At 69.4% G+C, this 24211-nt stretch carries 22 protein-coding genes; 12 read left to right on the top strand and 10 right to left on the bottom strand.

Going from position 1 to position 24211, the window contains the following annotated elements:
- Nucleotides 1–174: 174 nt before the first annotated feature.
- Nucleotides 175–828 (bottom strand): hypothetical protein, encoded by a 654-nt coding sequence (locus M1L60_RS08965; protein WP_253236863.1) that lies wholly within the window; start codon nt 826–828, stop codon nt 175–177.
- A 940-nt stretch (nt 829–1768) separates the two neighbouring features.
- Between M1L60_RS08965 and M1L60_RS08960 the strand changes: the two genes are divergently transcribed.
- Nucleotides 1769–3232: a benzaldehyde dehydrogenase gene (locus tag M1L60_RS08960; RefSeq protein ID WP_253236862.1), complete on the top strand. Its 1464-nt coding sequence runs from the start codon at nt 1769–1771 to the stop codon at nt 3230–3232.
- Nucleotides 3233–3308: 76 nt separating this feature from the next.
- On the opposite strand, the gene M1L60_RS08955 is transcribed toward M1L60_RS08960, so the two are convergent.
- Together M1L60_RS08955 and M1L60_RS08950 are read right to left on the bottom strand one after the other, a co-directional pair.
- Nucleotides 3309–4544, bottom strand: coding sequence for an RNA polymerase sigma factor (locus tag M1L60_RS08955; RefSeq protein ID WP_253236861.1), 1236 nt, complete (start codon nt 4542–4544; stop codon nt 3309–3311).
- A complete protein-coding gene (locus M1L60_RS08950) occupies nt 4541–4876 on the bottom strand; it encodes a YciI family protein (RefSeq protein ID WP_253236860.1) in 336 nt (111 codons plus the stop codon). Before M1L60_RS08950 ends, M1L60_RS08955 begins: the two co-directional genes overlap by 4 nt.
- A gap of 131 nt (nt 4877–5007) precedes the next feature.
- Here M1L60_RS08950 and M1L60_RS08945 point away from each other — a divergent pair, with 131 nt between their 5' ends.
- From M1L60_RS08945 to M1L60_RS08925, 5 genes are all read left to right on the top strand, one after another.
- The gene (locus M1L60_RS08945; RefSeq protein WP_253236859.1) at nt 5008–5511 is read left to right on the top strand and encodes a YlcI/YnfO family protein; all 504 of its coding nucleotides are present in this window, start codon (nt 5008–5010) and stop codon (nt 5509–5511) included.
- Nucleotides 5512–5542: 31 nt separating this feature from the next.
- Nucleotides 5543–6385, top strand: a complete 843-nt coding sequence (locus M1L60_RS08940) for a DUF4097 family beta strand repeat-containing protein (protein WP_253236858.1) — start codon at nt 5543–5545, stop codon at nt 6383–6385.
- A gap of 11 nt (nt 6386–6396) precedes the next feature.
- On the top strand, nt 6397–7164 hold the full coding sequence (locus M1L60_RS08935; RefSeq protein WP_253236857.1) for an ABC transporter ATP-binding protein: 768 nt from the start codon (nt 6397–6399) through the stop codon (nt 7162–7164).
- On the top strand, nt 7161–7922 hold the full coding sequence (locus tag M1L60_RS08930; protein ID WP_253236856.1) for an ABC transporter permease: 762 nt from the start codon (nt 7161–7163) through the stop codon (nt 7920–7922). The genes M1L60_RS08935 and M1L60_RS08930 overlap by 4 nt, the downstream gene beginning before the upstream one ends.
- Nucleotides 7923–7996: 74 nt before the next feature.
- Entirely contained in the window at nt 7997–11206 is a 3210-nt protein-coding gene (locus tag M1L60_RS08925) for an NACHT domain-containing protein (protein ID WP_253236855.1), read from the top strand.
- Here M1L60_RS08925 and M1L60_RS08920 read toward each other — a convergent pair.
- The gene (locus M1L60_RS08920) at nt 11192–11587 is read right to left on the bottom strand and encodes a DUF1801 domain-containing protein (protein WP_253236854.1); all 396 of its coding nucleotides are present in this window, start codon (nt 11585–11587) and stop codon (nt 11192–11194) included. The two genes, M1L60_RS08925 and M1L60_RS08920, sit on opposite strands and share 15 nt — an antisense overlap.
- A 180-nt stretch (nt 11588–11767) precedes the next feature.
- Here M1L60_RS08920 and M1L60_RS08915 point away from each other — a divergent pair, with 180 nt between their 5' ends.
- The 3 genes from M1L60_RS08915 (at nt 11768) to M1L60_RS08905 (ending at nt 13965) form a co-directional block, all read left to right on the top strand.
- Nucleotides 11768–12382 carry an NADPH-dependent FMN reductase gene (locus M1L60_RS08915; protein WP_253236853.1) on the top strand — a complete coding sequence of 205 codons (615 nt, stop codon included), beginning with the start codon at nt 11768–11770 and terminating at the stop codon, nt 12380–12382.
- 164 nt (nt 12383–12546) lie between these two features.
- The gene (locus M1L60_RS08910) at nt 12547–13023 is read left to right on the top strand and encodes an Lrp/AsnC family transcriptional regulator (protein ID WP_253236852.1); all 477 of its coding nucleotides are present in this window, start codon (nt 12547–12549) and stop codon (nt 13021–13023) included.
- A 390-nt stretch (nt 13024–13413) separates the two neighbouring features.
- Nucleotides 13414–13965, top strand: coding sequence for a GNAT family N-acetyltransferase (locus M1L60_RS08905; RefSeq protein ID WP_253236851.1), 552 nt, complete (start codon nt 13414–13416; stop codon nt 13963–13965).
- A gap of 144 nt (nt 13966–14109) precedes the next feature.
- Here the strand turns inward: M1L60_RS08905 and M1L60_RS08900 are convergent, their stop codons facing one another.
- Together M1L60_RS08900 and M1L60_RS08895 are read right to left on the bottom strand one after the other, a co-directional pair.
- Nucleotides 14110–15651 carry an APC family permease gene (locus M1L60_RS08900; protein ID WP_253236850.1) on the bottom strand — a complete coding sequence of 514 codons (1542 nt, stop codon included), beginning with the start codon at nt 15649–15651 and terminating at the stop codon, nt 14110–14112.
- A gap of 56 nt (nt 15652–15707) precedes the next feature.
- Entirely contained in the window at nt 15708–16349 is a 642-nt protein-coding gene (locus M1L60_RS08895) for a GOLPH3/VPS74 family protein (RefSeq protein WP_253236849.1), read from the bottom strand.
- Between the two features lie 228 nt (nt 16350–16577).
- On the opposite strand from M1L60_RS08895, the gene M1L60_RS08890 reads away from it, so the two are divergent.
- Nucleotides 16578–17426, top strand: coding sequence for a helix-turn-helix domain-containing protein (locus M1L60_RS08890; RefSeq protein ID WP_253236848.1), 849 nt, complete (start codon nt 16578–16580; stop codon nt 17424–17426).
- A 34-nt stretch (nt 17427–17460) separates the two neighbouring features.
- Nucleotides 17461–17700: a DUF397 domain-containing protein gene (locus tag M1L60_RS08885; protein WP_253236847.1), complete on the top strand. Its 240-nt coding sequence runs from the start codon at nt 17461–17463 to the stop codon at nt 17698–17700.
- A gap of 424 nt (nt 17701–18124) precedes the next feature.
- Here M1L60_RS08885 and M1L60_RS08880 read toward each other — a convergent pair whose 3' ends face one another.
- Together M1L60_RS08880 and M1L60_RS08875 are read right to left on the bottom strand one after the other, a co-directional pair.
- The gene (locus M1L60_RS08880; RefSeq protein WP_253236846.1) at nt 18125–18649 is read right to left on the bottom strand and encodes a CAP domain-containing protein; all 525 of its coding nucleotides are present in this window, start codon (nt 18647–18649) and stop codon (nt 18125–18127) included.
- 193 nt (nt 18650–18842) lie between these two features.
- A complete protein-coding gene (locus tag M1L60_RS08875; RefSeq protein ID WP_438862085.1) occupies nt 18843–20789 on the bottom strand; it encodes a M4 family metallopeptidase in 1947 nt (648 codons plus the stop codon).
- 266 nt (nt 20790–21055) lie between these two features.
- Here M1L60_RS08875 and M1L60_RS08870 point away from each other — a divergent pair, with 266 nt between their 5' ends.
- A complete protein-coding gene (locus M1L60_RS08870; protein WP_253236845.1) occupies nt 21056–22018 on the top strand; it encodes a helix-turn-helix domain-containing protein in 963 nt (320 codons plus the stop codon).
- Between the two features lie 54 nt (nt 22019–22072).
- On the opposite strand, the gene M1L60_RS08865 is transcribed toward M1L60_RS08870, so the two are convergent.
- Together M1L60_RS08865 and M1L60_RS08860 are read right to left on the bottom strand one after the other, a co-directional pair.
- The gene (locus tag M1L60_RS08865; RefSeq protein WP_253236844.1) at nt 22073–23263 is read right to left on the bottom strand and encodes a CynX/NimT family MFS transporter; all 1191 of its coding nucleotides are present in this window, start codon (nt 23261–23263) and stop codon (nt 22073–22075) included.
- 31 nt (nt 23264–23294) lie between these two features.
- On the bottom strand, nt 23295–24125 hold the full coding sequence (locus M1L60_RS08860; protein ID WP_253236843.1) for a siderophore-interacting protein: 831 nt from the start codon (nt 24123–24125) through the stop codon (nt 23295–23297).
- Nucleotides 24126–24211: the final 86 nt, after the last annotated feature.

The following is a 24211-nucleotide window of genomic DNA, read 5'->3' as shown; positions in this document are numbered from 1 at the left end:
GCGTTGGCCGCGCTGTGCGGGGCTGCGTTGGCCGCGCTGTGCGGGGCTGCGTTGGCCGCGCTGTGCGGGGCTGCGTTGGCCGCGCTGTGCGGGGCTGCGTTTGGGTCGTGGTGCGGGCTGACGTGGTGCCGCGTGGTGCGAGTTGCTTCGGGCTGCGCTGCAGGTATGGGTCTTTTAGCTGAGGCGCCAGTCCTGGGTCTGTGCGGCGGCCCCGGGATGGGTGCTCAGGCGGAAGCGGGTGAGGTCGGCGCCGCCCCGCACCTCGAAGACGATCTCGCGGCTGTTCCACGAGTCCGGGTTGAGCTGGGAGGCCGGGTGCAGCTGGCGCGCCTCGGTCAGCTTGACGTTGCGGGTGTACGTGTTACCGGCCCGGTCGACGAGCCACGTGTGCTTCTCGATGTCGGTCAGGAACGGCACACCGCCGGTGTTCTTGACCTGCACGGTGATCGAGACCAGCCGGTAGCCGAGCCGGGGCTGCAGCTCGGCGCCGGAGGGGTTGTCCGGGTCTACGGCCGGCGCCGGGTTCGCGATCCGGACCAGTCTGAGCTCCATCTGCTCACCGGAGTCGCCCTTCATGATCACGCCGACGTCCGACGGCAGCACCCCGCCGACCGGGACCGCTGCGGGTGGGCTAGTGGGCGCCTGGGTCGTGGGCAGGGGGTTGTCCGGCGGTATCCAGGTGGGCGGGGCCGGCGTGGGAACGTACGGAAGCGGGTCGTAATTCGGCTGCCAGCGCGGCAGATCCCGGGACGGGGCGGTGCGGCGGTAGTCGATCTCGTCGTCCGAGGGCTGGTGGATGTGCACCGCAACCGCCGTGATGCCGACCACGGCGGCAATTATCCCGGCCAGGATCACGAGAGGTCTACGCCCCGAGTGCTCGGGTGAGCCGGCCCGGCCCGCCGACGCGGGTGAGCGCCCCGCCCACGGCCGCGGCTCGCTCCCAGCCCCTGGCGGCACTGTCTCCGTCGCGGTCCCGTCCGTCGGCCCCGCGTCCGTCGGCCCCACCCACGCGGGCGCTGGGGATGGCGGCCCCACCTGCGCGGGCGCTGGGGATGGCGGCCCCACCTGCGCGGGCGCTGGGGATGGCGGCCCCACCTGCGCGGGCGCTGGGAATGGCGGCCCCACCCGCGCGGGCGCTGGGAATGGTGAACCTGCCAGTGGGGGCGTTGCGGGTTGCGGCCCCGTCAGCGGGGGCGTTGTGGATGGCGGCCCCGTCAACGGTGGCGTCAGCGTGAGGGGTGGGATTTCGGCCGCCGATGACACGAGCGGCGGATCGGGCGGTCCCGCCGCTCCGGCCCTGGCGATTGATCGACCATGGCGTATGCCCCATGCGGCGCCGCCGGCCGCCGCGCCGGCTACCGCCGCGATCACGATCCATGAGGAGCGCTTTTTCACGGCGTCCGCATCGGCACCTGAACCGCAACCATGAGGCAATCGAGCAGTGACTGTTACGGCAGGCAGGGCGACGGTTCGGGGCGTGCCGGGTAGGCAGGTCGGCGGTGGGACGGGTGGCTCGGGGTTGCGGCAGGCAGGGCGACGGTTCGAGGCGCGTCGGGTAGGCGGCTCGGCGGTGGAACGGGTGGTGGGGCCGCACCGGGTGGCGAGGTTGGCGGCTGGCAGATCAGAGGGGCCGGGGGCGGCGGCGTGGCGAGCGGTGCCCTGCGCCGGGGCCAGTTTCTGCGGCAACGTCTGGTGCGGGTGGCGGATCTGGAGGATAAAGAACAGCGCGACGTACCCGTGATCGAATCCGGTGAAGAGGAGGCGCGCTGTGGGACTGCTCGACGGCGTCGACTGGCAGGGCAACATCTTCAAGAACGGTGCCTGGGGACCCGGCGGCGCCGGGGAGTATCCGGTGGTCGAGCCGGCTACCGGGGCGACGCTCGGCCGCATGGGTCGGGCCGACGCGGGGGATGTCGCCGAGGCGGCTGCGCATGCGATCGAGGCTCAGCGGGAGTGGGCCGTGCTGCCGCACCCGGCGCGGGCCGCCGTTCTGCGTAAGGCCGGCGACCTCTGGGCGCAGCACGCGGCCGAGATCAGCGACTGGAACGTCCGCGAGGTCGGCGCCGTCCCGGGCATGGCCGGGTTCGCGCTGCACGTCGCGGCCGAGGAGTGTTACGAGGCGGCGTCGCTGCCCAGCCGGGCCATCGGTGAGCTGTTGCCCTCGGAGCAGCCCCGGCTCTCGATCGCGCGGCGGGTGCCGGCCGGTGTGGTCGGCGTGATCGCGCCCTTCAACGTGCCGATCATTCTGGGCATCCGCTCGGTCGCCCCGGCCCTGGCGCTGGGCAACGCGGTGATCCTCAAACCCGATCCGCGTACGGCGGTCACTGGCGGCACGCTGATGGCCCGGATCTTCGAGGAGGCCGGGCTGCCCGCCGGTCTGCTGCACATGCTGCCGGGCGGGGCCGACGTGGGCGAGGCCATCGTGACCGACCCCAACATCCGGGTCATCTCGTTCACCGGGTCGACACCGGTCGGCCGCCGCATCGGAGAGCTCGCGGGCAAGCATCTGAAGCGGGCCCACCTGGAGCTCGGCGGCAACTCGGCGCTGCTGGTGCTCGACGACGCGGACGTCGACGCCGCGGTCAACCTGGCCGCCTGGGGTTCCTTCTTCCACCAGGGGCAGATCTGCATGACGACCGGGCGGCACCTGGTCGCGGCCCGGGTCTACGACGAGTTCGTGGAGCGGCTGGCCGACAAGGCCGGCAAGTTGCCCGTCGGCAATCCGGCCACCGATCAGGTCGCCCTCGGGCCGATCATCGATGCGGGGCAGCGCGACAAGATCCACGGCATGGTCACGGCCACGGCCGGGCAGGGGGCCCGGATCGCGGCCGGCGGAACGTACGAAAATCTGTTCTATCGCCCGACCGTGCTGGCCGACGCGCCGCTGACCGCCCCCGCCTTCGCCGAGGAGGTGTTCGGGCCGGTTGCCCCGGTGACCCGCGTCGCGTCGGTGGACGAGGCGGTGGAACTGGCCCGGGCCGGCGAGTACGGCCTGTCGCTGGGCATCGTCACCCGCGACGTGATGCGGGGCCTGGCCGTCGCCGACCGGATCCCGACCGGCATCGTGCACATCAACGACCAGACCGTCAACGACGAGGCCAACGCCCCGTTCGGCGGTGTCGGCGCGTCCGGCACGGGCTCGCGTTTCGGTGGGGCCGCGGCCAACATCGACGCGTTCACCGAAACCCGCTGGATCACCATGCGCGGCGAACCAGCGACCTACCCGTTCTGAACGACGCCGTCAGCCCGGGCTGAGCCGAAGGAAGAGGTGCTCGCCCGGGCGGGCGGCGGCGAGTCCGCCGGGCAAGTCACAAAGTCCGGTTCAGCTGGTCGCGGCGGCGCGTCAAGTAGGCCGTCTCGGCGGTGTTACCGGCCAGTTCTATCGCCCGGTCGTAGGCCGCGCGAGCCAGAGAGCTGCGGCCGAGGCGGCGGAGCAGGTCGGCCCGGGTCGCGTGGTAGGCGTGATAGTTGGCCAGGGCGCCGTCGAGACGGTCGACCACGGCCAGGGCCACGTCCGGGCCGTCCAGTTCGGCCACGGCGATGGCCCGGTTGAGGGCGACGATCGGTGACGGGTCGAGGCGGATCAACTGGTCGTACAGGGCGACGACCTGCGACCAGTCGGTGTCGCGGACGTCGCGGGCGTCGGTGTGCACGGCGTTGATGGCGGCCAGGATCTGGTAGCGGCCGGGCGCCTCGCCGGTGGCCAGCCGTTCGCGGACCAGGTGGTGGCCCTCGGCGATCAGCGCCCGGTCCCAGCCGCCGCGGTCCTGCTCGGCCAGCGCGACCAGTTCGCCGTCGGCCGAGATCCGGGCGGTGCGGCGGGCGTCGGTGAGCAGCATCAACGCCAGCAGGCCGGTCACTTCGCCGTCGCGCGGCAGCAGGGCCCGGATCAGGCGGGTCAGCCGGATCGCCTCGTCGGTCAATTCTTCGCGTACGGGATCGGACCCGGACCCGGTCGCCAGGTAGCCCTCGTTGAACACGAGATAGAGCGTGGCCAGCACCCCGGACACGCGCAGCGGCAGATCTTCGGCCGCCGGCACCCGGTACGGGATACGGGTCGCCTTGATCTTGGCTTTGGCCCGGGTGATCCGCTGTTCCATGGCCGTCTCGCGGACCAGGAAGGCGCGCGCGATCTCGGCCACGGTCAGACCCCCGACCAGGCGCAGGGTCAGCGCGACCCGGGCCTCCAGGGCGAGCGCCGGATGACAGCAGGTGAAGATCAGCCGCAGCCGGTCGTCGTCGATGGCCCCGGTCGGCTCGGGCGGGTCGTCGTCCTGCAGCATCCGCGCCTCCCGCTGCTTGTCGTCGCGTTTGCTCTCGCGCCGGATCCGGTCGATGGCCTTGCGGTTGGCCGTGGTGGTGAGCCACGCGCCCGGGTTGGGCGGCACGCCGTCGACCGGCCACCGTTCGACGGCGGTGGCGAACGCCTCGGCCGCCGCCTCCTCGGCGATGTCGAGGTCGCCGAAGCGCCGGGTCAGGGCGGCCACCACCCGGGCCCATTGTTCGCGGTGGGCGCGGGTGGTCGCCGCGTGGACGTCGGTCACGCGCCCTCGCCGTAGAAGGGCCGGACCTCGACCCGCCGGTTGCAGGCCTTCGACCCGTCGGCGGCGAGTTTCAGCGCCACGTCGAGGTCGGGCGCCTCGAAGATCCAGAAGCCGGCGACGTACTCCTTCGACTCCAGGAACGGCCCATCGGTGAACAGCGTCTCCGAGCCCCGGTTGTCGATCACCGTGGCCGTGCTGGGCGCATTGAGGCCGCCCGCGAAGACCCAGTGACCGGCTGCCTGGGCCTGCGCGTTGAAGGCATCGATAGCGGTCATCTCGTCGTCGGTGGCGGAACCGGACTTGTCGTCGATCACGGAAACCAGATACTGCATGGCTCTCTCCCTGTCGTGTCACTGATGTGTGTACTACGAACGCCGCTCCCCGGATCCGACAGAATCGCCGCGATGCCATCGCGGTGCCAAAGTGTCTTGCGGTGGTGCCATTACGGTGCCATAGTGGTGCCATGGACTTGAGCACTTACGTGAGCAACCTCGGCCGCGAGTTCGCCACCCTGGCCGAGGCGGGCGGCGAGCAATCCCGGGCGCTGGTCGAACGCCTCACCGGCTCGCTCGAGTCGGCGATCCGGATGACGCTGCTCGACGCGCTGTCGGGGGCGGCCGACGAGATCACCCGCGACCTGGCGCCCGGCTCGGTCGAGCTCCGGCTGCGTGGTCGCGACCCCGACTTCGTCGTGACAGTGCCGGCCACGGAAACGGCAAAGACGCCGAATGCGCCGGAGGCCGAACCCGTGATCGCCGAGGACGGCCCGGCGACCCGGATCAACGTCCGCATGCCCGAGCAACTCAAGACGGCCATCGAAGAGGCGGCGGCCCGCGAGGGCCGATCGGTCAACGCCTGGTTGGTGCGCGCGGCCGCGGCCGGCCTCCAGCGTTCCGGCTCGGACGCCCGCCCCGAGCCTCCCACCAGCAAAAAGAGCGTGCAGAGCTTCACCGGCTGGGTTCAGTAACGCACCCCGACCCCGGAAAGAGGGGACAACCATGCCCATTTTCGAGACCCCCGAATCGATCTCCGTCGTTGTCGAGCTCAGCGTCGGCAACCTGCGGATCACCGCGAGCGACCGCACCGACACCGTCGTCGACGTGCGCCCGAGCGAGGAGACCGACGAGTCCGACGTGGCCGCGGTCCAGCAGGTCCGCGTCGACTTCACCGATGGCACGCTGCGGGTCATCGCCCCCAAGCGACTGTTCGACTTCTCCCGCAAGACCCGGTCGGTCGACGTCAGCATCGAGCTGCCCAGCGGCTCCCGGGTGTCGGCCGAGTCGGCGGCGGGCGACCTGCGCTGCGCCGGACGGCTGGGGGAGTGCCGGCTCAAGACCGCGGCCGGCGACGTCAGCGTCGAGCACACCGGGCCGCTGCGCCTGAGCACCTCGGCCGGCCGGGTCACCGCGGGCCGGGTCACCGGGGCGGCCGACGTCTCCACCGGCTCCGGAAAGGTGCAGATCGGCGAGGTGTTCGGCACCGCGGTCGTCAAAAACTCCAACGGCGAGACCACGATCGACGCGGTCGAGGGCGACGTCCGGGTCCGGGCGGCCAACGGCGACATCCGCATCGAACGGGCCGGCGCGGGCGTCGACGCCAAGACGGCCAACGGCGCCATCACCATCGGCGAGGTGGTGCGGGGCTCGGTCACGCTCGGCACCGCCATGGGCGACCTCGACGTCGGCATCGCCGCCGGAACCGCGGCCTGGCTCGAGCTCAACACCAGCTTCGGGCACGTCCGCAACCGGCTCGACAACACCGCCAAGCCCCAGGGCGCGGCCGAGACCGTCGAGGTCCGCGGCCGTACCTCGTACGGCGACATCACCATCCACCGCTCGTGATCGGGGGAACCATGGAAACCAGAGAACCGGCCATCCGGATCGCCGGACTGCAGAAGTCCTATCAGGACCTTCAGGTGCTCAAGGGTGTCGACCTCACCGTGGACGGCGGCAGCATCTTCGCCCTGCTCGGCTCGAACGGGGCCGGCAAGACCACGATCGTGCGGATCCTGGCCACCCTGCTCAAGTCCGACGGCGGCACGGCCGTCGTGAACGGCTTCGACGTCGCCGCCGAGCCGGCCTCGGTGCGCGAGTCGATCAGCCTGACCGGGCAGTTCGCCGCGGTCGACGAGATCCTGTCCGGCCGCGAGAACCTCATCATGATCGCCAAACTGCGGCGGGTCGGTAACCCGGCCGGGGTCGCCGACGACCTGCTGCGGCGGTTCAGCCTGACCGACGCGGGCGGGCGCCGGGTCGCCACCTACTCCGGTGGCATGCGCCGCCGCCTCGACATCGCCATGAGCCTGATCGGTGACCCGCCGGTCGTCTTCCTCGACGAGCCGACGACCGGCCTCGACCCGGAGGCGCGGCTCGAGGTCTGGCAGGAGATCCAGAAGCTGGCCGGCGGCGGGACGACGATCTTCCTCACCACGCAGTACCTGGACGAGGCCGAGAAGCTGGCCGACCGGATCGCGATCCTGCACCAGGGCACGATCATCGTCTCCGGCACGCTGGCCGAGCTGCGGCAACTGCTGCCCCCGGCCAAGGTCGAGTACGTCGAACGGCAGCCCACCCTCGAAGAGATCTTCCTGGCCATCGTCGGTAAGGAGAAGCAGCCATGACAACCCACGTGCTCAGCGACACCGGCGTGATGCTCGGGCGTTCCGTACGCCACGTGACCCGCAGCGTCGACACGATCATCACGGTCACGATCATGCCCATCGCGTTCCTGCTGCTGTTCCGGTACGTCTTCGGCGGCGCCATCCAGACCGGCAGCGACAACTACACCAACTACCTGATGCCCGGTGTGCTGCTGATCGCGATCGCCAGCGGGATCTCGTACACCGCCTATCGCCTTTTCAACGATCTGCAGGGTGGCATCTTCGAACGGTTCAACTCGATGCCGATCAGCCGGTCGTCGGTGCTCTGGGGGCACGTTCTGACGTCGCTGGTGTCCAATGCGATCTCGGCCGCCGTCATCGTCCTGGTCGGCCTGGCCATCGGCTTCCGCACCTCGGCCGGGATCCTGTCGTGGCTGGCCGTGGTGGGCATCCTGGCCGTCTTCACGCTGGCCCTGACCTGGGTCGCGATCATCTCCGGTCTATCAGCGTCCACATCGGACGGTGCTGCCGCCTTCTCGTACCCGATCATCTTCCTGCCCTTCATCAGCTCGGCCTTCGTACCGACCGAGACGATGCCGGGCCCGGTGCGGGCGTTCGCCGAGAACCAGCCGGTCACCTCGATCGTCAACACACTGCGGGCGCTGTGGGAGCAGCAGCCGGTCGGCCACGAGATCTGGATCGCCCTCGCCTGGTGCGCCGGCATCCTGGTGGTGGCCTATGTGTTCGCCATGGCGGCCTACCGCCGCAAGATCGGCTGACCGGCGCCGGCCGGACGGGTCGCTTCCCTCAAGGGGCGCGGCCCGTCGTTGGCGTGCTGGGCCATGATGGTGTCATGCCGCAGCGCCTGTCCTACGCCGATGCCGTGCGGATCCTCGGGGGGACGGGGCCTTTGGCCAAAGCCGTCGACAATCTGCTGGGCGGGGTGCTCAGCATGGCCACCGCGGGCGGCAGCGATCTCGCGATCAGCCTGTTCGACGCCAAGACCGAGGTGGTCCGGCTCGGGCAGCTGGTCACGGTCCAGATCAATGATTCCGTACGAGGTCTCGGCCGCTACGATCGAAGCCGTCGACTCCAGGCGGCGCACGTGGTCCTGGTCGTCACCGCGTTCTTCGAGGCGCTCGACGAGTGCATGGCCGAGGCGTCGATCGGCGATCCCGAGTTCGGCCGCGAGGACCAGTTGCGGCTGATCAGCCAGGGCGACGGCATGCTGGTCGACCGGTTGCTGGCGAGCTCCGTGCCGTTACCCGCGCCCGACGTGTCGTACGGAAAACTGCTGGGCCACCTCGATCAGTGGTTCACGGTGTCGAGCGCGCGCATGAAGTCGCACCTGACCGGCCTGTCCGCCTGGGACGAGGCCGACGACAGGGTCCGGGCCGCGCTGATCGCGCTCCTCGAGCAGAAGCTCCCGGCGATGGCCGTGGCCCGGTTCGACGAGGCCCATCGTCGCCTGGCCGGGGAGATCCCCGAGTTCGCCATCTGGGCCGGGCGCCACGAGGACCGCGCCGCCAGCCGGGGACTGGAACGCCTGGAAACAGTGCTGCTTCAGGCCGCCTCGGGCCGCGACCCGGGCCGTCACCGCGCCGCGCTGGCCCGGGCCTACCGGGCCCAGCTCGACCGGCCCGTGCTCGGCGGCGACAGCGGCGAACTGCTGCTGCCCGCGCTCGGCGCCGCCTACCTCGACCCGATCTTCCGCGTCCGGCCGGCCGCCCCCGGCGCCCGCCCGGCCGACGACCGCTGGTGGAACGACACCGCCCCGCGCACCGACCTGGCCGCGTTCCTCGTCTCCTATCTGACTACCACCCAGGCCACCGAGGCGCCGATGCTGCTGCTGGGCCAGCCCGGCGCGGGCAAGTCGTCGCTCACCCGCATCCTGGCCGCACGGCTGCCCGCGGGCGACTTCTTCGTCAGCCGGGTCGCGCTGCGCGACGTGCCGGCCGAGGCCGAGATCCAGGACCAGATCGAGCTGGCCCTGCGGGCGGCGATCGGCGAGACGGTCTCGTGGGCCGAGCTGTCGCGCGACGCCGAGGGCGCGCTGCCGGTGGTGCTGCTCGACGGCTTCGACGAATTGCTGCAGGCCACCGGTCTGCACCAGTCCGATTATCTGCACCGGGTGGCGCAGTTCCAGCAGCGTGAGGCGTCGCTCGGCCGGCCGGTGGCCGTGCTGGTGACCAGCCGGGTCGCCGTGGCCGATCGGGCCCGCCTGCCCGTGGGCGCCCTCGCCGTACGCCTGGAACCGTTCGACGGCCCGCAGATCGAGCGCTGGCTCGAGGTGTGGAACGCGACGAACCCCGGGCCCGAGCCGCTGACCCCGGCCGTCGTGGGCCCGATGCGCCACCTCGCCGAACAGCCGTTGCTGCTGCTCATGCTGGCGCTCTACCACTCGGCCGGCAATCCGCTCCACAGTGGAAGTCTGGACGGCGGGCAGCTCTACGAACGGCTGCTGGCCTCGTTCGCGGCCCGCGAGGTGCGGCGGGTGCATGCCGGGCAGCCCGACAGCGCGATCCCGGCCCTGGTCGAGCAAGAGCTGCTGCGGCTGTCGGTGGTGGCCTTCGCCATGTTCCACCGGTTGCGGCTGTGGGTGACTGAACGCGAGCTCGACGAGGATCTGGCCGGGCTCGGTCTCAGCCCGTCCCGGTCCGGGCGCACCGAGGCGTTCCGCACGCCACTCACCGCGGGGCAAGAGATGGTGGGGCGCTTCTTCTTCATCCAGCGGGCCCAGGCCGTCCGCGACGACCAGACCCTGCAGACGTACGAATTCCTGCACGCCACGTTCGGCGAATACCTCGTGGCCCGGCTGATCGTCCAGGCCGTCCGCGACACCGAGGCCCGCGAGGCGGCGAGCACGCTGGCCCTGCGCCTGGGCCCGGCCGGCGACGACGACCTGCTGCGCTCGCTGCTCGGGTTCACCGTGCTGACCGCCCGGGCCACCGTGCTGCCCTTCGTGGCCGACCTGCTCGACGGTCCGGACCGCGACCGGTTGCGGGCGTGGCTGGCCGGGCGCACGGCCCAGGCGGTGACCCGGCCGACGTACGCGGAAAGCCCTTATCGCCCGGTGGACAAGCGCACCGATCACTGGATGGCCACGTACTCGTTCAATCTGCTCCTGCTGACCCTGGCCGCGGGGGGTGTGCTGCGCGCGTCCGACCTGTTCACCCGGGCCAACGACCCGGCCTACTGGATGCGCGGCTCGGCCCTGCAGTGGCGGGCCGCCATGCCTGGCGACATGTACATGGACGCGATGGAGGTCATCACGGTCACCCGGGTCTGGCACCGTGGCCGCCGCGACGTCGAGCTGACCTACGGCCCCGGCCCCCGCCCGGCCGACCTGGACGTCAACTGGCTCAACGACTTCCCGCCCGGCCTCGAGCCCGCGCCGGTCTGGCGGTCCCGCTTCCAGCTGCCGCCCGCGCTCAAATCGATGCACCTGAGCAACAACCTCAGCGACGACACGTTCCTGCACGCGCTGGAACCGTTGATCGAGCAGCTGCCGGAATCGCTGACGACGTGGGTCCGGACGGACGGCGACGCCGACGAGTCGCTGGCCCGCAGCCTGGTCGAGCTGTGGCTGGCCTCCGCGTTCGAGGAGGAGCCGGTCGCGCTGGCCGCCCGCTACGAGCGCGTGTCGAAGGCGGTCACGGCGGCCGGGGTGACGCCCGCGGTCACCCTGCTGATGCAGGCGCTCCGCTCCGACGCCGACCGTCTGCCGCCCGACCGGGTCGTGGCCGTCACCCGCATCCTGGTCGCCCGGGTGGCCTCACCCCGCGCGGCCGAACTGGCCCTGCGGTCGCTGCTGACGCCGGCCGTGCTGGAGCTCGGCTCCTCGGTGGCGCCGCTGTGGATGCTGCTCTCCGACCACATGGCCACGCTCGACGACGCCCTGCTGGTGCGGGCGCTGCACGCCGTCCTCAACGCCACCGAGACCACCGACAACAAGATCCGCGATCTCGTACGCCAGGTGGACGCCCTCGACGACGGCCGCCGCGCCGCCGCCCTGGAGCGGCTCGACCCGGCCCTGACCGAGCGGCTGTCATTCTTCCGGTGACGCGGTGGCCGTCTCGTGGGAGCGGGCGACGATCGCGCGCAGGGTGGCCTGGTCGGCCTGGTCGACGCGCTTGACGTACAGGCAGCCCTTGCCCCGGGTGTGCGGCCCGAGGCGTTCGAGCAGATCCTCGTACGCGTCGAGGTAGCCCGTCACATAGAGCACGGTCTGGGCCTTGCGCGGTGCGAACCCGATCGCCGCAGCGTCGCCCTCGCGCCCCGACTCGTACTTGTAGTGCCAGGTCCCGAACCCGATGATGCCGCCGCTCCACAGGGCCGGCGGCTCGCCGGTGACCTCGCCCATCAGCTCGACGAGCAGGCGCGCGTCGCGCTGTCGCTGCTCGTCCGCGATCCCGTCCAGAAGCTTCGCGACGTCGTTGTCCACAGCCGCAGCCTCGCACACCCCGGCCCGCCTGTGGACAACCCAGCCTCCCCGCCCTGCAGTAAGCCGAAAATAAAGACGCCCCCGGGCGGGTGGGGGTAAGGGTGGCCGCTCCAGCAAGATCCGGATCGTTCGGCCATGGCGCGCGGCGACTTTCAACCCCGGCGCTCTAGGCTCGGCGGCATGACGCGCATCCTGCTGATCTCGGGCAGCACCCGCGAGGACTCCCTGCACACCGCCGCCCTGCGTACTGCTGCCTGGTACGCGCCCGATGAGATCAACGCCGGCCTGTTCGAGGGTCTGCGCCACGTGCCCGCGTACGTGCCGGGCGAACCGGAGCCGCACGACACCGTCGTGTTGCTGCGCCACCAGGTGCGCATCGCCGACGCCGTGCTGATCAGCACCCCGGAGTACGCGGGCTCGATCCCGGGCGCGCTCAAGAACCTGCTCGACTGGCTGATCGAGGACGACCTGCTCGCGGGCAAACCAGTGGCCTGGTTGTCGGTGGCCCACGCGAACGAGGACGACGGTGCCCGCGCCACCCTCGAGACCGTTTTGGATCATGCCAGCGCGAAAATTCTGCGGGCCGCCTGCATCCGGCTGCCGATCGACCCGGGGGCGGTCGACGGGCAGGGTCTGGTCACCGATCCGCGGTTGCACCAGGCACTGCTGGACGCCCTGCAGGGGCTGGCCCGGCTGCTCGCGCTCACCGCCGCCCCGCCCCGCCCGGCCTGGCAGCACTATTCGAGCGTCTTCCCGGTCATCGAGCGCCGCGACGCCCCGGGCTGGCCAGGCTGACCGGGCCGAGCGCCGCGACGCCCCGGGCTGGCAAGGCTGACCGGGCCGAGCGCCGCGACGCCCCGGGCTGGCCAGGCTGACCGGGCCGAGCGCCGCCACGCCCCGGGCTGGCAAAAGGGCTGACCGGCGGCAGAATGAGCAGGGAACGGGGGAGGATGGTGGCAATGCGATCTCTGGACGCGACCGACGCCCGCATTCTGCAGGCTCTGGACGCCGACCCCGACGCCACCGTGGTCGCCCTGGCCGAGCGGCTCTCGATGTCGCGCAACACCGTGCAGGCCCGGCTGCGGCGCATGCGTGACTCGGGCGCGCTGGGCGCCTACTCGCGCCGGGTCGAGCCGGCCGCCCTCGGGTACCCGCTGATGGCGTTCATGACGTTGTCGCTGAGCCAGCGTCAGGGCGACCTGGCCGCCCAGCAGATCGTCCGGATCCCCGAGGTGGTCGAGATCCTGGCCACCACCGGCGACGGCGACCTGCTGGTCCGCATCGTCGCCAAGGACACGGCCGACCTCTACCGGATCACCAACCTGGTCGTGGCCGCCCCCGGCGTGGTCCGGACGTCGACGTCGATCGTGCTGCACGAGGTCGCCCCGCACAGCGTCGACGGCCTGCTGCGGCGGCACACCTCGACCCCGGATTGATTACGCTCTGTTATCTGCGGCGTAACGGCGTTACGCTGGCAGGCGGTTGTTCGCGCCCGCGCACTTGATTGTTGATCAATAAGCGCGCTTTCTCCGGCGATCGTTCTCGATGGACAGTGGTCAGAGCCTGGACCTGGGGTAATACGCACGGTGTCTAGTACTCGCAGTCATGAACACTTTGCTGGACCGAGGGACGAATCCATGCTGTTGATTGCAAGTTGCACACCAAAACGGGCACTCGGCACGTCCGGTAGATGAATTGGCACATTCAATCGGACCCCACGCATTGTCGTATCGCGGTCACGCTTCGTACAGTGATGGTCAACAATCATCGATCAAGATGAGTGCGACAAGCGGGCCGACCTGGCGGCGGCCTGCGGGGGAGCCGACATGCTTATCAAAGTCATCGACCGGATCACCGACCAAGCCGTCCACGAAACAATGTGGACCATGTACCGGGATGCTTTCGAGGAGCTGAACCACCTGGCTGTACAGCGGCACCTCATGACCCGCGAGGAGTTCGACGCGGTGATCGCGGACCCCCGCGTCGACAAGTATCTGGCCCTCGATGACGACGGCACGATCTGCGGCGTGGCGACCTACACCAATGATCTCGACGCAGTTCCTCTGATCGCCCCGCAATACTTCGAGCGGCACTGGCCCGAGCAGTACCACGCTCACAAGATCTGGTACATCGGCTTCGTCGCCGTGAGCCCCCACGCGCAGGGCCGCGAGGCGTTCGCGCAGCTGGTGGAGCAGATGTACATGGTGGCTTCCGCCCAGAACGGCCTCGTTTGTCTGGACATCTGCAACCACAACGACGAGGTGCGGCGGATGTCCCGGGTGTTCCGGATGATGGTGAGCCGGCTCAGCGACAACATGAAGTTCACCCGCATCGACCAGCAGTCGTACTGGCTCTACGAGTTCCCCAGTGCGGCCTGACCCCGCACATAGCGCGGCAGGCCGTCCCGAGAGGTGACGGTCTGCCGCGGAGCTGGGGGAAACCTTCAGATCATAGGCAACCTCCGGGTTGATTCATTTGTGTTCTTCCTTCCCTCGCGGTGGGGGAACCGGCGGGGGAAAGTCTCAGTAGGGATAACCGCTGCGGGCGCCCACCGGATCGGCGTGCAGGGCCCGCAGCATTGAACTATCGGGTACGACATTCACCCGCCCCTCGGTGCCGCGGCCGATTGCCGCGTACACCTCGGGTCGAGCGGCCCGCATGATCAATGCCCAGACGAAGCCGACCAGGGCGACGGCCAGATAGAGGGCCGGAATCAGCCACTGGAACGGCGAGTTCCCGTCGACCTGCAGCAGTTCGCCGAAGCCGATACAGGTGGCGGCGAGCACGATGGTCAACAACAGGAATGCGGTCGCCGGGGCGATGTACGCCTTCCAGATGCTCTCGCCGCGCCTCTTTCTCATGAAGAACGCCAGGACCGCGGCCGACGCCGCCCACATGAGGATCAGGACGCCGAGGCCGCCGATAGTGGTCAGCCAGGCGAACACGAAGACCAGGGGGTCGGAGCCGACCAGCGCGTACAGGCTGAGCACGATGATCGCCAGCACGCTCTGCGTGATCGAGCCGAGCAGCGGAGCGCCCGTACGGGGGTGGGTGCGGCCCCAGGCGGCCGGCAGCACGCCTTCACGGCCCAGAGCGAACTGGTAGCGCGACACGGCGGCGTGGAAGGCCAGCAGGGCTGCGAACACGCTCGTGAGGAACAGGACGTAGCCCAGGTCGACCAGGATGCCGGGCAGGTGTGGCCCGACGAGCGTGAAGACGAGGTCGGTCTCGTGCTGGGCGGCTCGGGCGGCGATCTGATCGGGTCCGGTGCTGACCGACATTGCCCATGCCGAGAGCGCGCACAGCACGCCGGCCAGGATCACCGCGATGTGGGTGGCCCGGGCGATCGTCCGCTTGGGGTCCTTCGCTTCTTCCGACAGCACGACCGTGGCCTCGAAGCCGACGAAGCCGGCGATCGCGAGCACCAGCAGGATGCCGACCACCGGGGTGGCCAGCGGCGCCGGGGAGAACTGCGAGAAGGTGATGTGCCCGTCGGCCGGGTTGCTGATCATCACGAGGTCGTAGATGAGCACGATCGCGATCTCGAGCACCAGCAGGACGGCCAGCACCTTGCCGCTGAGGTCGACCCAGAGCAGGCCCAGCACGGCCACCGCGAACCAGGCCGCTATGGCGCAGGCGTACCAGGGGACGGCGAAGCCGAAGGCGCCCAGGATGCCGCTGGCGACTGATCCGAACAGCCCGAACAACCCGATCTGCATCAAGGAGTAGGCGGGCAACGCGACGAACGCCGCGCCCACACCGACGACCCGGCCCAAACCATGACTGATGTACGAGTAGAAGGCGCCGGTGTTGACGATGTGCCGGCTCATGGCGACGAAGCCGACGGTGAACAGGGACAGCAGCCCCGCCGTCACGAGATAGGCGATCGGCACCGCGGTGCTGCCGATGATCGCGTAGATCGTCGTGATCGAACCGATGATCACGGTGAGCGGTGCCGCGCCCGCCACGCCGAAGAACACCACCGAAGGTACGCCGAGCCTGTTCTTGGCCAGCGCCTTCGAGACGATGTCCGGTTCTTCGGGTTCCATACGTGCCACGAGCATCCTTCCGGCCCAATGATCAGAGTTGTCGCGCCCCAGGTGATGGCGCCCCGTGCCGCTCACCGGCGGCCGACTGTGACGACCGAGCCCACGGAGGCCTCGGTGTACTCGACGAGCTCCCGAAGATCTGACGGGAGCGACCCCACGGCGCTGGACACGGACTGGAACGCGTGCCGATGGGCCTCGAAGTCGTAGAGAACGTGCCGGGTGAGCCCGGTGGCAGCCACCAGGCCGATCAGCACCCTGTCGCTGATGTTCATGCCGATGCCGCGGACCAGCAGGTTGGCCAGCCGGGCCGGCGCCCAGGCGGCGGCGTTGCGCTGGGCCGCGCTGTTGGGCATGTAGAGGGTTTCGGTGGGGGAGAACATGCGTCGCCGGGTGACCGGCTCGACCGCACCGAGGCGGGAGAGCCGCTCCCCGACCCTGATCGCGGAGTCCTGCGAGAGGAAGGCCAGCCAGATCCGGACGTCCCGGTGCTGCGGCTGGGCGATCAGGAGGTCGAGAACGTCGTGCGCGAGCGCATCCGTGGGAGGATGCCGGTCGAGGATCAGCAGATCCCCGTCGGAGATCCCGATCCGTCCTTCCAGGATCAGCTCTCCGAGCAGTGCGGCGGCCAGGCCCAGGCCGGTCGCACGTGGATGGAGTCGGGACCGGCCGGTGCGGTCCTCGTGTGCGATCAGGAAATACTGGTCAGCCAACACGCCGCCACGCCCCTTACGACAACGTCTGGTTCTTCGGTCAGATCTGCAGTGGCATCGTGGCCGCGATGATCACTGTGGGTACAAAACGTTGTGACTCGATGTCCGCGCATCATGTACCCGGCCGAAGGGCCAATACAAGAAGGCTAGTACTTTTTGTTTGCTACGCCGTGTTTGGATCATGGAGGCCTGACCCGTAGTATCGGTCCCATCAGGACCGAGGGAGTCCAGGTGTCCGTTGATGAAGGGCCAACCCTGCGCCGTCGCCGTCTGGGCGCGGAACTCAAGCGGTGCCGTGAGGCCGCGGGGTTGACGCAAGAGAACGTCTCACGCCATTTCGAGTGGCACGCCGCCAAGGTCACGCGCATCGAGACCGCGCGCGTGGCGGTGACCCCACGCGACGTCAAAGATCTGCTCACGCTGTACGGCGTGGGTGATCAGGACTATCGGGAAGCGCTGGTCGAGCTGGCCCGGCTCTCCCGCGAGCGAACATGGTGGACGGACTACCGGGACATCATGCGTCCCGGCAACTTCGTCGGCCTGGAAGCGGCGGCCGCCGCCATGCGGGCCTGGGAGCCGATCATCGTGCCGGGGCTCCTGCAGACCGAGGCGTACATGCGGGCGCTGATCCGCACCGGCCGGTCGAACGAGTCGTCCCAGCAGGTCGACCGTCGCGTGAATCTGCGCCTCACCCGGCAGAGCCGGCTGCGGGGCGAACGGCCCCTCGAGCTCACCGCCATCATCGACGAATCGGTGGTGCGGCGGGTGGTGGGCGGTGACGAAGTGATGAACGAACAGCTTCGGCACCTGGTCGAGGTCGGCCAATTACCAAATGTACTCGTGCAGATTTTGCCGTTCAGTGCAGGTGAGCACACGTTCCTGGGTGGATCGGCTGCGCTTTTGGAGTTCCGGGAGACCACCCATTTGGATGTTGTCTATCTTGAAGGTCTTGCGGGAGACTACTACGAGGAGCAACCCTCCGAGGTTGCCCGTTACCGGCAAGAGTTCGAGCGATTGAGCGCCCGGGCGCTGGATGCTCGAATGACCATCAAGATGATCGAGAGCCTGCTCGTCGCGTAGTGCCCTCGAGAAAGACAACCGCATACGAAGGGGGGTGCTTGAGTTGCTCACGCACCAGCCAAATGCTGCAGTTCTCACCGCTGCGGTCTGGAAGAAGGCCAGCCGCAGCAACGGCAACGGCGGAAACAACTGTGTCGAGGTGGCTTTCCTCGACCAGGGCGTCGCCGTCCGGGACAGCAAGGACCGCTCCGGTCCTGCGCTGATGTTCACTCCGGCCGAGTGGTCGGCCTTCGTGGACTCGGCCAAGGATGGCGAATTCGACCTCCATTCCTGATTGCCGAGCCTACCGATAGGCACGCACCGATGGGAAGTGCCTACACAAAGTCATTTTTTGCGGTGCGAGTTCCACCGGGTGCCGTGGCCCTGCTCACCAAGTGTCGCGGCACCCGCACTCTTAATAACATTTCCGCGCCGTTTCGGGGGCGCGGAATTTTTCGTGCCCGTCACCCATTCCGGTGATTGTTCGGGCCGCCTACAAAAAAGGCGCTCGCGCATCGTCGCCGGGTGCTTACGCCGAGCGATTCGCCGTGGGTTGTCCACAGGCGGCCGTGGTGCGTGGGGAAAAGCAGAAATGCCGCACAGCCCGGGCTGTGCGGCATTTCGCTGTGGACAACTCGCTGCGCGTCCTCAGGCGCGCGGTAAGTTGTGCACCTCTTTTTCCCTTGGGTGGGCGGGGGAGGCGGTGGCTCCCCGGAAGATCAGCCCTTGCCGCGGCCGAAGTTCTGGGTCCAGTACGGGGTGCCGCTGGACGTGAAGACGACGCCCACGCCGATCTCGGTGCTGGCGCAGTTCAGGATGTTCTTGCGGTGGCCGCTGCTGTTCATCCACGCGGTCACGACCTGCTGCGGGGACTTGTAGCCGTACGCGATGTTCTCGGCCGCGGCGTCCCGCTTGGGGTAGCCGGCCCGCACCTCACGGGTGACGAAGTTGCTGCCGTCGGAGCCGGTGTGGCTCATCGTGCGGGTGTTGGCCATGTCCGTGCTGTGCGCGCGGGCCGACGCGATCAGGCGATTGTCGATCCGCAGGGCCTGGCAGCCCGCAGCGGTGCGCTCGGCGTTGGTCAGCTTCACGACCTCGGTCTCGTACGCGACCTGGTCGACGGCAACCGCGGGCTTCTTCTTCGGGGTCTCGGCGGTGGCGGCCGCGAAAGCGGGGGCGCCGACCATGGTCGGGACGGCGATCAGGGCGGCGGTGACGACGGCGCGGCGGACGAAACGCTTCAAGGTGTGCCCTCTCGTTCGGTGTCTGTCACCGGTACCGATCGGGGCGCGTTGCGCGGGATGAAGAAGGGGACCCGGAAGGCAACGCGGGGCAACGCAGCCGCTACCGCGGGGCTGAGTTCCGTACTGAAAAAGGGCTTTTGTCCGTAACGACAGCAGGGCCGACGCTGATGCGCCGGCCCTGCATCGGGTGAGGTCAGACGGTCAGGGTCCAGGAGTTGATGTAACCGGTGTCCTGGGAGTAGACGTCCTGCACCCGCAGTTTCCAGGCGCCTTGCGCGGCCTCGCTCGACAAGTTCTTGGTGTACGTCGTGTTGATGTTGTCGGCGCTGTCGGAGGTCGACGTCGCTTTGAGGTTGTAGACCGTGCCGTCCGGGGCCACCAGGTCGACCCTGAGGTCACCGCGGTAGGTGTGGACGATGTTCACCGCGATCGTCGAGGTCGCCGAGGCCGCGCGGTTGCAGCCGCTGATCGTGATGTTGCTGTTCACCGCGGAGCCGGCGTCCGGGATCGAGACGTCCGTGCCGTTGGTGGCCGTGCAACCGGTGGGCGTGGGGGGCGGCGTGGTGGTGGGCGGAGGCGTGGTGCCGCCACCCGTGCAGGTCGGATCAGCCGTCTGGGCCGGCACGTTGACCGAGTCCCAGGCCGTCTTGACGGTGTTGAACTCCGTACAGCTGTTGGGGAAGAGGTTCTTGGCCGCGGTCAGCGTCCAGGTGCGGTACTTGAGGTACGACGAGCTGGACGTCTTCATCAGCATCGCGTTGTACATGATCTTCATGGCGTTCTGGATGCCGAGCCCGGTGATCGCGCCCGAGCCGCTGCACCGGGTGCTGGCGGGCTGCCCGTTGGTCGGGTTGGTGCCCTCGGCCATCAAGTAGAACCAGTGGTTGCCGGGGCCGGCCGCCGCGTGCACCTCGGAGCCGGGAGTGCTGCTCGAGTAGCAGTTGCTGTCGCCGGCGAGCGACGGGTTGTACATGTACCGGATCGGGCCGCTGCCGACCAGGTTGACCTCCTCGCCGACCTGGTAGTCGGGGGCGTCGTTGGGGTTGTTGATGAACCACTCGGTGGCCGCGCCGATCGTGTCGGCGACGAATTCCTGCGTACCGGAGCGGGAGATGCCGCCGGGGGTCGTGTCGTCGATGCCGTGGCCCAGCTCGTGCCCGACGACGTCGGCCGAGGCGATCCACTGACCGGCGGTGTTCTTGCCGATCTGCACCTGGGTGCCGTCGTAGTACGCGTTCTGGTCGTTCAGCCCGACCCGGATCGGCCACGCGCCGCCGCTGCCGTTCTGGCCGTTGCGGCCCAGCCACGAGGAGAGCATCGCGTACTGCTTCTGCGCGACATAGAAGGCGTCGACGCAGCCGGTCTCCCGGTCGGTGCCACTGCCGTTGCCCCACACGTTGTCCGGGCCGCTGAACGTGGCGTTGCCGGAGGAGTTCTGGCAGCGGATCGTGGTGTGGCTCGGGTCCTGCAGCAGGTAGGTGGAGCCGGACTGGGTGGTGTCGATCGAGACGGCGCCGTTGATCCAGCCGGTGCCCGTGCCGGCGGCCTCGGTGACGTGCTCGGTGGTGCGCAGCACCTGGCCGGTGGCGGCGTCGACGGCGACGGTCAGGCGGCTCGCGCCCTCGGGGCCGGTCCCGGTCACCGTGGTCTCCCAGGCCAGGGCGGCAGCCCGGCCCTCCTCGGCGAGCACCACGAGATTCGTACCCTCGACGTCCTTGACCGTCTTGAGCTGGGCCCGCGCTGTTGTGGCAGCGGCGGTGCTCGTGATCGTGGCGGCCGTCGAGAGCTCGCCGATGGGGCTGCTCTGCGCGACCGAGGTGGCCTTGGTCTGCCCGGCCGCGTCGGTCACCACGACGAAGTCGCCGCCGCGGACCGGAAGGCCGTTGTAGGTGCGCTCGTAGGGCACGTAGTTGAGGCCGGACGACTGGATGACCTTCTTGCGGAGGAAGGTTTCGTTGGCGCCGGCGTGCAGGATCGCGGGACGACCCGCGACCAGCGCGTCGGCCTTGGTCGCGGCCAGGGACGCGGCGGCCGCGGGGTCCTGCGGCGCCGCGGTGGCGGGCCCGGTGACCGCGACCATGGCGCCGGCGGCCGCGGTCCCGGCGGCCAGCGCGATGATCAGAGGGGTTCGACGTTTCACGCGGGTGCTCCTTTCCCGTCCCGGGGGTCAAGACGGGCTCAAGTCACATCGGACGACTTGAGGAGACGCTAGGCATCGATGAACGTCACCGAAATAGGGAAAACCCTTGCGCCTTCGTGCAGGCCGGACCTGATTCACAAACATGAACGATCATTCAAGCCTTGCAGTGTGTAGTCTGATGAGTTCTTAAAGTGACATGCTCTCCTCTAGCAGGGCCTCTTCCGGTCAGGCATCATGACCGGACAGCGTCCCTTCAGGAGTGTGTGATGACCTCACAACTCGAGCACGCGGCCCGCACCGCGTTCGCTCAGGTGCTCACGGCCTGGCGAACTCGTCGTGGCCTCAGCAAGAAGCAGCTCGCCGCGTCGATGGGCTACCACCCGTCGTACATCAGCCACGTGGAGAGCCTGCGTCACCACCCGACCTTCGAGTTCGCCTGCCGCGCCGAGGCGGTCCTGGCGAGCGGTGGTGAGATCATCTCCCGGTACGAGCAGTGCCGGCAGGCGGCCGGCGAACCGGCCCCGGTCCAGGTCGTCCGCAGCGACTACGAGCCCAGCCCGATGCTGCCGGCCACCCTGGTCATCGAGGAGGAGAACGCCACCCTCACGTACGCCGACGGGTGGTATTCCTCGCGGGTCGAGCGCGTCGTCCGCAATGTCGGCGACCGGCCCGTCACCTGCTACCCGGTGCGCGTCGACGTCGACCGGTTCCCCGACCAGCCCGGCGTCTCGCGGCAGCTCTACCACGAGAGCCCGCTGCAGCTCTCCGACCTCGACTTCCAGGCCTCCGTGGCTTCCGTGGGCGATGAGCGCCCCGAGCCCATGGAGGTGCGGGTGACCCGGTCCTCCGACGCCTACCTGAAGATGGTCCTGGTCTTCGGCAACGCGCGGGCCCGGTTCCCGCTCTACCCGGGTGAGCGCACGCGCGTGACGTATTCGTACCGCGTGCCGGCCAACCTGTGGGGCCAGTGGTTCCAGCGCGACATTCGCTTCCCGACCCGGGCGCTGACGATGTCGCTGCGGCTGCCGGCCTCGATGGGGGCCGAGGTGAGTGCCGAGAGCCTTTCGTACGCGGGGATCAAGGGATTCTCGCCGACCGAGTCGCCCGGCGAAAATGGCACCGTCGTCTACACGCTGCGCCTGCGCGAACTGCTGTTGACCAGCCAGATCAGGCTGCGTTGGCGGTTCGACGAGCCGGCTCCCAGCGGCTGGGCCGACCTGGCCGCCTGACCCCCTCTGGCCACAGAAGTAGCGAATCCTGCGTAATCTGGCGCCGCGGCCGGCTCAGACCTGGCGGTCGCGGCCGGCCAGGTAGCCGGCGATGATCTGGGGGACCATCAGGCCGACCATCAGGGCCAGCGGGGCGCGCCAGCCGTCAGTGGCGTCGTGCAGGGCGCCGACCAGGAACGGGCCCGGGATGGCGAAGATGTAGCCGACGCTCTGGGCGAACGCGGACAGCTTCACCACCGTCGCCGGGGTGCGGCCGCGTAGCGCGATCATGGTCAGGACCAGCGGGAACGCGGTGTTGACGATGCCCAGCAGGATCGCCCAGAGCCAGGGGGCGGCCGCCGGGTCGTACCAGAGGCCGCCGTACCCGGCCAGGCCGAACACGCCCAGGCCGACGGCGATCCAGCTCTGGCTGCGGACCCGGCCCGCGTACGAGGAGAGCACGAACCCCAGCGGCACACCCAGGAACGACGTGACCGCGAAGAGCACGCCGGCCTGCTCGGCCGAGACGCCGGCGTCGCGGTAGATCTGCGGCAGCCAGCCGATGATCACGTACGCCGATGTCGACTGCATGCCGAAATAGACCGCGAGAGCCCAGGCGACGGCGGTGCGGCTCAGGCGTACGGGAATCTCGGTGGTGATCTGCGCCGGCGGCGCGAACGGCTCGCGGGCCAGCGGCAGCCACGACGGCACGGCCAGCACCGCGACCGCGGCCCAGCAGGCCAGGCCGAGCCGCCAGTCGCCGCCGAACGCGTGCTCGCTGAGCGGCACGGTGGTCGCGGCGGCGGTGGTCGCGCCGACGTTGAGCGCGACCGTGTAGAGGCCGGTGGTGGCTCCGACCTTGTCCGGGAAACGGTCTTTGACGACCGACGGCAGCAACACGTTGACCACCGCGATGCCGGCCAGCGCGACCAGGCTGAGCAGCAGGAACAGCACCGTGCCGGGCGCGAACGGCCGCACCGCGAGCCCGGCCGCGAGCACGACCAGGCCGACCAGGATCACCCGCGACGCGCCGAACCGGCGGGCCAGGCGGGGCGCGGTCAGGCCGACGGCGGCGAAACACACCACCGGTACGGACGTGAGCAGGCCAGCCATGGTCGAGCTCATGCCGAGACCGTCGCGGATCTCGCTGAGCACCGGGCCGACGCTGGTCACGGCCAGCCGCAGATTCACCGCGGCCAGCAGCAGAGCCACCAGCACGACCCCGCGGCCGCTCTTCTTGGTCAGGTCTTCGGACGCAGTCACCACTTACACATCATCGACTGCCCGAAGTCCGAGGTCACACCCGGTCTTGCTCTTGTTCCACCTGCTGGTTCCACTCGCGCTTGGAGGACTGCCAGCCGTCCTCGTTCATGCCGTTGCGCCAGTAGCCCGAGATCGACAACTGGTCCATCGGGATGGACAGCTCGTTCTTCAGGTAGCGGCGCAGCTCTTTGACGAAGTTGGCTTCGCCGTGCACGAACGCCTGCACCCGGCCCGCCGGGAACTCGTAACCGCGGACGGCCTCGACCAGCAGTTGGCCGACCGGGCGGTCGCCGCGGTGCAGCCAGGTGATCTCGGCGTCGCCCGGGCACTCGAGCTTCTGCTCCTCGTCGGCGTTCTCGATCTCGATGAACGCGCGGACCGGCGCGTCGGCCGGCATGCCCTCGAGCGCGGCCGCGATGGCGGGCAGGGCGCTCTCGTCGCCGGCCAGCAGGTGCCAGTCGCTGTCGGCGCTCGGCGCGTAGCCACCGCCCGGGCCCATGAACCGGAACGGGTCGCCGGGCCGAGCCGACACGGCCCACGGGCCGGCGATGCCCTCGTCGCCGTGCACCACGAAGTCGACCCACATCTCGGGGATCGCCGGGAGCCACTTGCGAATGGTGTACGTCCGGACGGCGGGCCAATCCGGCCGGGGCATCGTCTCGCGGATCACACCCATGTCGAACGGCTCGGGATAAGTCACGCCAGGCAGCGGGAACAGCGCCTTGACGTAGTGGTCGGTGCAGGAACCGGCCTCGATGTTCTTGAGGGCGTCGCCGGTGAGCACCACCCGGACCATGTGCGGGGTGAGCTGTTCCACCCGGCTGACGACCGCCTCGGTCGCCGCCCGTGCCGGCCTGTCAGCCATGCTGATTCCTCTTCCGTCGCATCCCGGATCGTCGGTTGGTAAGGCTACCCTCACTTTTCCACCCCGTACGTCCCGGCGGGATCTTC

This window comes from Paractinoplanes aksuensis, assembly GCF_024137025.1.
GTDB classification, from domain to species: Bacteria; Actinomycetota; Actinomycetes; order Mycobacteriales; family Micromonosporaceae; genus Actinoplanes; species Actinoplanes aksuensis.
Note: the sequence above shows the minus strand (reverse complement) of the source record. Positions and strands in the feature narration are given on the sequence as shown.